Here is a 10,673-nt window from a genome sequence, read left to right on the forward strand (position 1 = left end):
GCGGGGAGGGGGTAGGGCCGGCGGTCCCTCCGCTACGGGTCGGGATGGGGCCCCCTCCGCTAAAGGCCGGGGTGAGGCGAGGGTCCCTCCGGTACCGGCCGGGATGGCCGGGCCCTCAGGGGCCTGTCGAACCGGGCTCTTCCAGGCCTCCTGGCCCGGGTCTCCTTGCCCTCTTCGCAGGGGCGGCCGACGCGGAGCTTGAAGTGGTGGCCCGAGGGCGAGTGTTGTGGGTCTTGGCCGTCATACGGGCCGGTAACTGCTTGGTCGTGGTCATGGGTTCATCATGCAGGCCACCGCTGACAACCGGGCGGGCCTGTGGATAACCCCAGGCCTGTGGAGAAACAGGGCCTCGTCGGCGGGTCGGCGGCCCTTCCGTCAGCGCACCGCGAACGGCTCGTCCGTCCGCACGATGTCGCGGCCGAGCGGCAGCAGCGAGACGGGGATGAGTTTGAAGTTGGCGATGCCCAGCGGGATGCCGATGATGGTGACGCACAGGGCGATGCCGGTGGCGATGTGGCCGAGGGCGAGCCACCAGCCCGCGAGCACCAGCCACAGCACGTTGCCCACGCAGGACGGCGCGCCAGCGTCACGTCGCTCGATCGTCGTGTACCCGAAGGGCCACAGGGCGTAGACGCCGATGCGGAAGGCCGCGATGCCGAACGGGATGCCGATGATCGTGATACAGAGCAGCAGGCCCGCGAGCATGTAGGCGAGGAACAGCCAGAAGCCGCTCAGGACAAGCCATATGACGTTGAGTATGGTCCTCACCGGTTCCCACCTGCCATCTTCTCGAGCCGGGCGATGCGTTCCGCCATCGGCGGGTGTGTGGAGAACATCTTGGAGAGGCCCTGGCCGGGCCGAAACGGGTTGGCGATCATCATGTGGCTGGCGGTCTCGATGCGCGGCTCGGGCGGCAGCGGGAGCTGCTTGGTGCCCATTTCGAGCTTGCGCAGAGCGCTGGCGAGGGCAAGCGGGTCGCCGGTGAGCTGGGAGCCGGAGGTGTCCGCCTCGTATTCCCGGGAGCGGCTGATGGCCAGTTGGATGAGGGAGGCGGCGAGCGGGCCCAGGATCATCATCAGCAGCATGCCGAGCAGGCCGGGGCCGTCATCGTCGTCCGAGCGTCCGATGGGGATCAGCCAGGCGAAGTTGACCAGGAACATGATGACGGAGGCGAGGGCGCCTGCGACGGACGAGATGAGGATGTCCCGGTTGTAGACGTGGCTGAGCTCGTGGCCGATGACGCCGCGCAGCTCGCGCTCGTCCAGCAGGCGCAGGATGCCGTCGGTGCAGCACACGGCGGCATTGCGCGGGTTGCGCCCCGTGGCGAAGGCGTTGGGTGCCTCAGTCGGGGAGATGTACAGGCGGGGCATGGGCTGGCGGGCCTGGGTGGAGAGCTCGCGGACCATGCGGTAGAGCGCCGGGGCCTCGAACTCGCTCACCGGACGGGCGCGCATGGCGCGCAGTGCCAGTTTGTCGCTGTTCCAGTACGCGTACGCGTTGGTGGCCAGTGCGACCAGGACGGCGATGACGAGCCCCATACGGCCGAAGAAGCTGCCGATGACGATGATGAGTGCGGACAGTCCCCCCAGGAGGATCGCTGTCCTGAGCCCGTTGTGCCGGCGGTGCACGGTACGCCCTCCTAGTGGTGCGGCAGGGGACCCTCGCTTGCTGTGTCTGCGGTGCCACTGGTGCCGCGTCTCACATCCAGTGGACCTTCCCGTACTGGTCAACGCCAGGCGGGAGGCACTAGTTCCCTTGCGCGTGCGGCGGCGGGTGTGGACCGTCCGGGTGACGGCGCCGGGAAACGGCACGCGCGCGTGGGGGGCGAGTGCCCCGCACGCGCGCGGTGTAAGCGGCCGGTTTTCCGGACTCCGGAGCGGTTCAGAACAGGCCGGTGCCCGGAATCGGTTCAGAACAGGCCGGTGCCCGGAATCGGTTCAGAAAAGCCCGGTGTCGGTGAAGCGCAGGACCAGCTGGGGTGCGCCGGACAGGGCGATGCCGAGGACGCCGGTGAGGGCGATCGCGGCGGTGACCGGGCCAGGCACGCGGTGCTTTTCGGGTTCACCCTCGGGGGTGCGGAAGAGCAGGGCCGTCCACTGCAGGTAGTAGAAGAGCGCGATGACGACGTTGACGGCCATGACCACGGCCAGCCAGCCGAGGCCGGCGTCGACGGCCGCCGAGAAGACGGTGACCTTGGCGAAGAGACCGATGATGCCCGGCGGCAGCCCGGCGAGGCACAGCAGGAAGAACGCCAGGAGCAGGGCGGACAGGGGGCTGGACGCGTACAGGCCGCGATAATCGGCGACCCGGTTGAGGATCTTCGTCCTGCCGACGAGCGCGGCCACGGCGAAGGCGCCGAGGTTCACGGCGCCGTACATCAGGGCGTAGGCGACGGTGGAGCCGATCGACTTCTCGGCGTCCCCGGAGTACGCGGCGGCTGCGATCGGCACCAGGAGGTAGCCGGCCTGGCCGACGGAGGACCAGGCGAGCAGGCGTACCGCGCTGTACGCGCGCGTGGCCTGCTGACGCAGAGCTCCGGCGTTGCCCACGGTCATGGTGAGCGCGGCCAGGACCACCAGTGCGGGGCCCCACACGTCGGCGTATGACGGGAGGGCCACGACGGTGACGAGGATCAGGCCGCTGAAGCCGACCGCCTTGCCGATGACCGACAGGTAGGCCGCGATCGGCAGGGGCGCGCCCACATAGGTGTCTGGCACCCAGAAATGGAAAGGCACGGCGGCCGTCTTGAAGGCGAACCCGACGAGGGTGAGGACGACGCCGGTCTGGGCGAGCGTGTGGAACTGCCCGTCGACGTCCTGGATACGGTCGGCGACCTGGGTGAGGTACAGGGTCCCCGTGGTGGCATACACGAAGCTGATGCCCATGAGGCTGACCGCGGTCGCGGTGACGGAGGACAGGAAGAACTTCAGCGCCGCCTCGGAGGACTTCCGATCGCCGTACTTGAGGCCGACCAGCGCGAAGGCGGGCAGGGAAGCGACCTCCAGGGCGACGATCAGGGTCGCGAGGTCGCGGGAGGCGGGCAGGAGCGCGGCGCCGGCCGCGGAGGACAGCAGCAGGAACCAGTACTCGCCTTCGGGGAGCTCCTTGCGGGCGTCCTTCAGCGCGGTGACCGACAGGAGGGCGGCGAGGAGGGCGCCGCCGAGGACCAGGAACTGGATGACCAGGGTGAAGCGGTCGGCCGTGTAGCTGCACACGGCGACGTCGCCGGTCAGGCAGAAGGTGCTGCGGTCGCCGTCCAGGAGGGGCAGGAGCATCACCGTGGCGGCGGCCAGGCCCGCCACCGACGTCCAGCCGAGCAGGGTCTTGCGGTGCTCGGCGACGAACAGGTCGGCGACCAGGACGACGAGTCCGACCACCGCCACGATGGTGGGCGGGGCGATCGCGAGCCAGTCGACGGACTGGACCAGCGAGGCGGCCAGGGGCTGGGCCGGGGAGCTCATCGGGTGCCTCCTGCGAGGAGCTGCTGGACGGCCGGGTCACTCAGGCCGAGGAGTGCCTTGGGCCACAGGCCCGCGACGACGGTGAGGACGACGAGCGGGGTCCACGCCGCGAACTCGTAGGAGCGCACGTCGGTGAGTTTGGGGGCGTCCTGGGGCAGCGCGCCCATGCAGACGCGGCGGACCACGATCAACAGGTAGGCGGCCGTCAGGAGGGTGCCGAACGCGCCGATCGCCATGAAAGTGAGGAAGGCGGGGCGGCTGAGGCCCTCCGCCGGCTGGAACGCGCCGAACAGGGCCAGCATCTCGCCCCAGAAGCCGGCCAGGCCGGGCAGACCGAGCGAGGCGACGGCGGCGAAGGCGAGCAGGCCACCGAGGCGCGGGGCCTTGCCGTAGAGGGCGGCTCCGGTCTCCTCGGCGAGGGTGTCGAGGTCGGTGGTGCCGGTGCGGTCCTTCAGGGCGCCGACCAGGAAGAAGAGCAGGCCGGTGATGAGGCCGTGGGCGATGTTGGCGAACAGGGCGCCGTTCACGCCGGTCGGGGTCATCGTGGCGATGCCGAGCAGGACGAAGCCCATGTGGCCGACGGAGGAGTAGGCGATGAGGCGCTTGAGGTCGCCCTTCGCGCCCTGCTTGGCGAGGGCCAGACAGGCCAGCGATCCGTAGATGATGCCGACGACGGCCAGGGCGGCGAGGTAGGGCGCGAAGGTGCGGAATCCGTCCGGTGCGATGGGCAGCAGGATCCGGACGAATCCGTACGTACCCATCTTCAGCAGGACACCGGCCAGGAGGACCGAGCCGACGGTCGGCGCTGCGGTGTGGGCGTCGGGCAGCCAGCTGTGCAACGGCCACATCGGCGTCTTCACCGCGAGCCCCACGCCGACCGATAGAACGGCGATGACCTGCACGGATGTGGTCAACGACCGGCCGTTGTCAGTGGCGAGTGCCACCATGTCGAACGTGCCCGCCTTGATTCCGATCAGGAGCAGGCCGAGCAGCATGATCACGGAGCCGAGCAGCGTGTAGAGGATGAATCGCCACGCGGCCTGGCTCCGGCCCTCACCGCCCCAGCGGGCGATGAGGAAGTACATCGGGATGAGGACCATCTCGAAGGCGAGGAAGAACAGCACCAGGTCGAGGACGGCGAAGGTGGCGAGTGTGCCGGACTCGAGGACGAGCAGCAGGGCGACGAAAGCCTTCGGAGTCGGCCCCGCGGGCATCTTGAAGTACGAGTAGAGCGCGCAGAGGAAGGTCAGCAGCGCGGTCAGGACCAGGAGGGGGAGGGAGATGCCGTCGATGCCGAGGTGGATGCGTACGTCGAGTGCGGGGACCCAGCTGATGTCGGTGCTGGCCTGCATCTTCGACGGCTGGTCGTGGTCGAAGCCGAGCGCGAGGGCGATCGCGGCGATGAGGACCGCGCCGGTGACGGTGACACCGTGCCGGAGCACGGCCTGCTCGGGTGACTTCCCCTTCAGCCCGGGTGGGGCCGGCAGGAGAGCGGCGGCGGCACCGAGGAGCGGCCCGACGACGACGAACGCCAGAAGGAACTGCATCACGGACTCGTTTATATCGATCACGCCTGCTCACGCTCCCGTGGTGGCGAGGACGACGGCGACCGCGAGGACGACGGTGCCGGCGAGCAGCGCGCTCACATAGGTCTGGACGTTGCCGGTCTGGGCGCGTCGTACGGCTGCGCCGAGCCAGCGGGGCAGCGCACCCGCGCCGCGGACGTAGGTCTCGACGACCTCGCGGTCGAGGAATCGGACGAGGCTAGCGCCGGCCTGGACGGGGCGGACGAAGAGGGCCGAGTAGACGGCGTCCAGGTGGAAGCCGGCGGCGGCGTGCCGGTGCAGGGGGCCTAGCAGCAGGCGCCCCGGGTCGGCAGGGTCGGGCGCGTAGGCGATGTCCCCGTAGGCCGGCACGTGCGTGGCGATGGCCTCAGCCTCGACCTGGGCGGCGTCGCCTTCCGGGTGGGCCGCGACCGCGCCGAGCGGGACACGGGCGGTGAGCGCGGTGGTGTGCCGCCAGGCGGCGTAGGTGACGATCCCGCCGACCAGGGCCAAGCCCGTGCCGAGCACGGAGGTGGTCAGGGTCGGGCCGAGGTCGCGGCCGTCGAACCAGTCGGGCAGCAGGCGGAACGTGAACCCGCCGAGGGCCAGGGAGGGGATGGCCAGCACCCACAGCACGACGGTCATCGTCAGCGGCTGCCGGCCGTGATCGGGGGCTTCGATGCCCCGGCCCCGGAAGGCCAGCAGCCACAGGCGCATCGCGTAGGCGGCGGTGAGCACGGCCGCGACGAGACCGGCGACGAGGACGACCCAGCCCGCCGCGGCGGGGGCGTGCTCGGTGTGACCGGTGACGACGTGCTCGGCGACGCCGAGGACGGCCTCCTTGGAGAAGAAGCCGCTGAACGGCGGGATCGCGGCGAGCGCGAGCAGCGCCACGGTCATCGTCCAGTAGGCGTCGGGGACGCGGTCGCGCAGGTTCCGCATACGGGACATGGCGGCGAGCGAGTTGGTCCCGGCGGCGTGGATGATCACGCCGGCCGCGAGGAACAGCAGCGCCTTGAAGGCGCCGTGGGACAGGAGGTGGAAGACGGCGGCCCCGCGGTCGCCGACGGCGAGGGCGCCGGTCATGTAGCCGAGCTGGCCGATCGTCGAGTAGGCGAGGACGCGCTTGATGTCGTCCTGGGCGAGCGCGGCGAGTGCCGAGCCGGTCATCGTCACGGCGGCCATGACGGCGAGGACGACCATCGCGGCCTGGGAGGCCTCGAAGACCGGAAGGAGCCGGGCGATGAAGTAGACACCGGCGGCGACCATCGTCGCGGCGTGGATCAGCGCGGAGACGGGGGTCGGGCCCGCCATCGCGTCGGGAAGCCAGGTGTGCAGGGGGAACTGCGCGGACTTGCCCGCCACACCGGCGAGGAGCAGCAGGGCGATCAGCGTCGGGTGGTCGAGTCCGCCGCTCGCGACGGTGCCGAGGATCCGGGTGATGCGGAACGAACCGGCGTCGGTGGCCAGGGCGAACAGGCCGATGAGGAAGGGGACGTCGCCGAGCTTGGTGACCAGGAAGGCCTTGAGGGAGGCGGCGCGGGCCTCCGGGGTCTCCCAGTAGTGGCCGACCAGGAAGTAGGAGCAGATGCCCATGACTTCCCAGCCGACCAGCAGCACGATCAGGTCGCCGGAGTAGACGACCAGGAACATCGCGGAGGTGAACAGGGAGACGAGGGCGGCGTAGGAGGGGTAGCGCGGGTCGTCGCGCAGGTAGCCCGTCGAGTAGATCTGCACGCAGGAGGCGACCAGGCCGACCAGGACGGCTACGAGCGCGGCGAAGCCGTCGATGTGCAGGGCGAGCTCGATCGGCACCGAGCCGGTGGGGGTGAGTTCCGTGGCCGAGTCGACGGCCGCGCCACCGCCCTGGCGTACGGCGACCAGCGCGGCGAGCACCAGGGAGGTGAGCGTCGGCAGGACCGCGAGCGGGCGGACGAAGCCCGGTGCCGAGCGGCCGAGGAGCAGGCCGGCGACGGCGCCGAGGAACGGAAGGAGGGGGACGAGGACGGCGAGGGTGGTCGTGGTCACGCGGTGGCCTCAGCCTTCTGGCCCTCGTCGGACTGCCCCGCCGGGCGGGCGTCGTGGTCGGGGTCGTCTGGGTCGTGCCGCTCTGAGGTGTCGCGGAGTTTGTCGATGTCCGCGGTGCCGCGGTTGCGGTGGACGGCGAGGACGATCGCCAGGCCGATGCCGATCTCGGCTGCGGCGATGGCGATGGTGAACAGGGTGAGGGCCTGGCCGGAGTGGAGGGTCTCCTCGGCGGTCCGGCTGAGCCAGACGTCGAAGGCGACCAGGTTGAGGTTGACAGCGTTGAGCATCAGCTCGACCGACATCAGGACCAGGATCGCGTTCCGGCGGGCCAGGACGCCGTACAGGCCCGTGCAGAAGAGGAGCGCGGAGAGCACGGCGGGATAGGCGAGGTGCATCAGCGGGCACCTTCCTGCTCGGAACTTCCCGAACTTTCTGTGACCGGCCGGGAACTCTTGGTGACACCCGGGCCGTTCACGGAGGGAGAGCTCGACTCAGCCTTCGCCTTGCGGGACAGGACGATCGCGCCGACCAGGGCGGCGAGGAGGAGGACGGAGAGGGCCTCGAAGGGCAGGACCCAGTTCTGGAAGAGGCTGGCGCCGGTGGCCTCGGTGGAGCCGGCGGCGGGGCCGTCCAGGTCGATCCAGGTCGTGCGGAACGCGTCGACGACGACCCAGACCAGGGCGGCGGCAGCGGCGACCGCCACGGTGAGGGCGGCCCAGCGGTTGCCGGAGTCGGCGTCCGGGGAGCGGCCGATGGGGGCTCTGGTGAGCATCAGACCGAACAGGAGGAGGACGACGACGGAGCCGACATAGATGAGGACCTGCACCCACGCGATGAACTCGGCGGTGAGCAGAAGGTATTCGACGGCGAGACCGCCGAGGGTGACCACCAGCCACAGGGCGGCGTGCACCAGCTGCCGGGTGGTGACGGTGACGAGCGCGGCGCCGAAGGTCACCAGGCCGACCAGGAGGAAGGCGATCTCGACGCCGGTCGGGGAGAGGAAGCCGTGCGTTCCGGCGGCGGCACCGGGGGTCGGGCCCGGGCCCGCCGCAAGAAGGGCGGCGCTTATGGCGAGGGTCATTCCGAGCCCTCCTGACCCGGCTTCGGCTGATCGGGCTTCGGCTGATCGGGCGTCGCGTCGGTCGGCTTCGGGCGGTCCGGCTTCGGCTGATCGGTCTGCTGCTTGGAGTCGCCCTGCGGCCGGGTGGGCTGCTCGGCGGCGCGGGCCTGCTCGTCGGCGTGGGGTTCGGTGGCCGGCGGAGCCTGTTGGGCGGCGAGTTTGCCGGCGGTCTTGCGGGCGGTGGCGAGTTCCTTCGGTTCCTCCGCGCCGGGGTCGAGGGCAGGCGGGGCCGGGACGGTCCACATCCACTCGCGGAGCTTGTCGCGCTCGTGGGTGAGTTCGCGGATGTCGGTCTCGGCGTACTCGAACTCGGGAGACCAGAACAGGGCGTCGAAAGGACAGACCTCGATGCAGATACCGCAGTACATGCACAGGGAGAAGTCGATGGCGAAGCGGTCGAGGACGTTGCGGCTGCGCTCGCGGCCGCCCGGGGTCGCCGCCGGGACCGTCTCCTTGTGGGAGTCGATGTAGATGCACCAGTCGGGGCACTCGCGGGCGCACAGCATGCAGACCGTGCAGTTCTCCTCGAACAGTCCGATCACACCGCGGGTGCGGGGCGGGAGGTCGGGCTGGGCGTCCGGGTACTGCGCGGTGACGGACTTCTTCGTCATCGTGCGGAGGGTGACGGCCAGGCCCTTGGCAAGGCCACTGCCGGGGATGCGGGGCCGGGAGGGCGGGAGAGACGCAGCCATGGTTACTGGATCACCACCTTGACGATGCCGGTGAGGGCGATCTGGGCGAGGGAGAGGGGGACGAGGAGGGTCCAGGCCAGCTTCTGGAGCTGGTCCTCGCGCAGGCGAGGGTAGGTGACGCGCAGCCAGATCACGAGGAAGGCCAGGACGGCGGTCTTCAGCAGGGTCCAGACCCAGCCGAGTCCGTCGGCACCCCAGGGGCCGTGCCAGCCACCCAGGAAGAGGACGGTGGTGAGGCCGCACAGGACGACGATTCCGGCGTACTCGGCGAGGAGGAAGAGAGCGAAGCGCAGGCCGGTGTACTCCGTGTACGCGCCGAAGATGATCTCCGAGTCGGCGACGGGCATGTCAAAGGGAGGGCGCTGGAGTTCGGCGAGGCCGGCGACGAAGAAGACGATCGCGCCGACGATCTGCCAGGGCAGCCACCACCACTCGAAGGCGTCGAGGATGCCGGGGAGGGAGACGGTGCCGGCCGCCATCGCCACCGAGGCGGCGGTCAGCAGCATCGGCAGCTCGTAGGCGAGGAGCTGGGCGGCGGTACGCAGGCCACCGAGGAGGGAGAACTTGTTCGCGGACGCCCAGCCGGCCATGAGCGAGCCGAGGACGCCGACGCCCATGACGGCCAGGACGAAGAAGACGCCCGCGTCGATGACCTGGCCGACGGCGCCCTCACCGGGGCCGATGGGAATGGCGAGCAGGACGAGGAGGTACGGCAGGAGGGCGACGGCGGGGGCGAGTTGGAAGATGCGGCGGTCGGCGCCCGCGGGGACGACATCCTCCTTCTGCGCGAACTTCACGCCGTCGGCGATCAGCTGGGCCCAGCCGTGGAAGCCGCCGGCGTACATGGGGCCGAGGCGGCCCTGCATGTGGGCCATCACCTTGTGTTCGGTCTGACCGATGACCAGAGGGAGGGTGAGGAAGACGACGAAGACGACCAGGAGTCGCAGGGCGACGTCGAGCACGTCGTTCACTGCGGGCCTCCTGCGGGATCCTGGGGGTTGTCAGGGTTCTCGGAGTTGTCTGGGTTGTCGGAGTTCTCGGGCTTGCCCGGGTCGGCGGCGGGCTTCACGTCGTCGTCCGTGGGCTGTGGCCCGGTCGCCGAGTCCTGGGCATCCGTGGCGTCCGCGCTCTCGGGCGTGCCCGACGACTCCGGTGCGGCCGGGCCCTCGGGCGTACTCGACGACTCCGGCGCGGCCGGGCTCTCGGGCGTACTCGACGGCTCTTCGTCGAAGGCCGGGCGGGCGTGGTGCCAGGGGGCGTCGGAGGTCGGGGATGCGGAACCGGGCGTCACGGACTCGGGGGCGGTCGCCGGGGATGCGGGGCCGGGCTCCGGGGAGGCAGGGCCGCCGGGTTGCTGACTCGCCGACCCCTGCGACGCCGAGCGGTTGCGCCGGGGCCCCGGCGAAGCCGGAGGGGTCGACTCGCCTGGCGTGGACTGACTTGCGGAGCCCTCAGCGGCTGAACGGGCCCGCCGAGGATACGCCGAAGCCGGAGCGGTCGACTCACCTCGGGTGGACTGACTGGCCGAGCCCTCAGCGGCAGAACGCGTCCGACGCGGACCAGCCGCAGCCGCCGCACCGCCGGCCGGAGTGCCGCCGCCCGACGTCCCTGCCCCGCGGCTGGGCGTCTCCCCACCGCCGGTCGGCGTCTCCGCACCGCCAGCCGGCGTCTCCGCACCAGCCGCAGACTGACTGGCCGAGCCCTCCGACACCGAGCGCGCGCGTCGTGCCGGGCGTTCCCCCGCCGGGCGGGCCGCGCCTCGGGTGGGGCGGTCGGCTGCAGTGCGGCCCGCGCCTCTTGTGGGGGCGGGTGGGAGTTGCCCCTTGAG

The 10,673-nt window shown here is 70.8% G+C and carries 10 protein-coding genes; all 10 read right to left on the minus strand.

Translation table 11 applies throughout. The annotated features are described in order from the left end of the window. Window positions 1-375: 375 nt before the first annotated feature. Window positions 376-768: a YccF domain-containing protein gene (locus tag K4G64_RS35860; protein WP_031108328.1), complete on the minus strand. Its 393-nt coding sequence runs from the start codon at window positions 766-768 to the stop codon at window positions 376-378. Next, window positions 765-1,628, minus strand: a complete 864-nt coding sequence (gene htpX, locus K4G64_RS35865; RefSeq protein WP_221760075.1) for a zinc metalloprotease HtpX — start codon at window positions 1,626-1,628, stop codon at window positions 765-767. The genes K4G64_RS35860 and htpX overlap by 4 nt, the downstream gene beginning before the upstream one ends. Window positions 1,629-1,937: 309 nt before the next feature. Then, on the minus strand, window positions 1,938-3,461 hold the full coding sequence (locus K4G64_RS35870) for an NADH-quinone oxidoreductase subunit N (RefSeq protein WP_221760076.1): 1,524 nt from the start codon (window positions 3,459-3,461) through the stop codon (window positions 1,938-1,940). After that, on the minus strand, window positions 3,458-5,032 hold the full coding sequence (locus tag K4G64_RS35875) for a NuoM family protein (RefSeq protein WP_221760077.1): 1,575 nt from the start codon (window positions 5,030-5,032) through the stop codon (window positions 3,458-3,460). Before K4G64_RS35875 ends, K4G64_RS35870 begins: the two co-directional genes overlap by 4 nt. A 6-nt stretch (window positions 5,033-5,038) precedes the next feature. Next, window positions 5,039-7,033 (minus strand): NADH-quinone oxidoreductase subunit L, encoded by a 1,995-nt coding sequence (locus K4G64_RS35880; RefSeq protein WP_221760078.1) that lies wholly within the window; start codon window positions 7,031-7,033, stop codon window positions 5,039-5,041. Beyond that, a complete protein-coding gene (nuoK, locus tag K4G64_RS35885) occupies window positions 7,030-7,428 on the minus strand; it encodes an NADH-quinone oxidoreductase subunit NuoK (RefSeq protein WP_221760079.1) in 399 nt (132 codons plus the stop codon). The genes K4G64_RS35880 and nuoK overlap by 4 nt, the downstream gene beginning before the upstream one ends. Then, window positions 7,428-8,114: an NADH-quinone oxidoreductase subunit J gene (locus K4G64_RS35890; protein WP_221760080.1), complete on the minus strand. Its 687-nt coding sequence runs from the start codon at window positions 8,112-8,114 to the stop codon at window positions 7,428-7,430. Before K4G64_RS35890 ends, nuoK begins: the two co-directional genes overlap by 1 nt. Next, window positions 8,111-8,845, minus strand: a complete 735-nt coding sequence (locus K4G64_RS35895; protein ID WP_221760081.1) for an NADH-quinone oxidoreductase subunit I — start codon at window positions 8,843-8,845, stop codon at window positions 8,111-8,113. Before K4G64_RS35895 ends, K4G64_RS35890 begins: the two co-directional genes overlap by 4 nt. A gap of 2 nt (window positions 8,846-8,847) precedes the next feature. Then, window positions 8,848-9,816, minus strand: a complete 969-nt coding sequence (locus tag K4G64_RS35900) for a complex I subunit 1 family protein (RefSeq protein ID WP_030839798.1) — start codon at window positions 9,814-9,816, stop codon at window positions 8,848-8,850. After that, complete coding sequence (locus tag K4G64_RS35905) at window positions 9,813-10,136, minus strand: hypothetical protein (RefSeq protein ID WP_221760082.1); 324 nt, start codon at window positions 10,134-10,136, stop codon at window positions 9,813-9,815. The genes K4G64_RS35900 and K4G64_RS35905 overlap by 4 nt, the downstream gene beginning before the upstream one ends. Window positions 10,137-10,673: the final 537 nt, after the last annotated feature.

Source organism: Streptomyces sp. WAC04114 (genome assembly GCF_019733245.1).
Lineage (GTDB): Bacteria > Actinomycetota > Actinomycetes > Streptomycetales > Streptomycetaceae > Streptomyces > Streptomyces massasporeus_A.

Coding starts and splice junctions, on each gene's coding strand:
- nuoK (WP_221760079.1), bottom strand. CDS start 7,428: ATGCACCTCGCCTATCCCGCCGTGCTCTCCGCGCTCCTCTTCTGCACG.
- K4G64_RS35870 (WP_221760076.1), bottom strand. CDS start 3,461: ATGAGCTCCCCGGCCCAGCCCCTGGCCGCCTCGCTGGTCCAGTCCGTC.
- K4G64_RS35895 (WP_221760081.1), bottom strand. CDS start 8,845: ATGGCTGCGTCTCTCCCGCCCTCCCGGCCCCGCATCCCCGGCAGTGGC.
- K4G64_RS35890 (WP_221760080.1), bottom strand. CDS start 8,114: ATGACCCTCGCCATAAGCGCCGCCCTTCTTGCGGCGGGCCCGGGCCCG.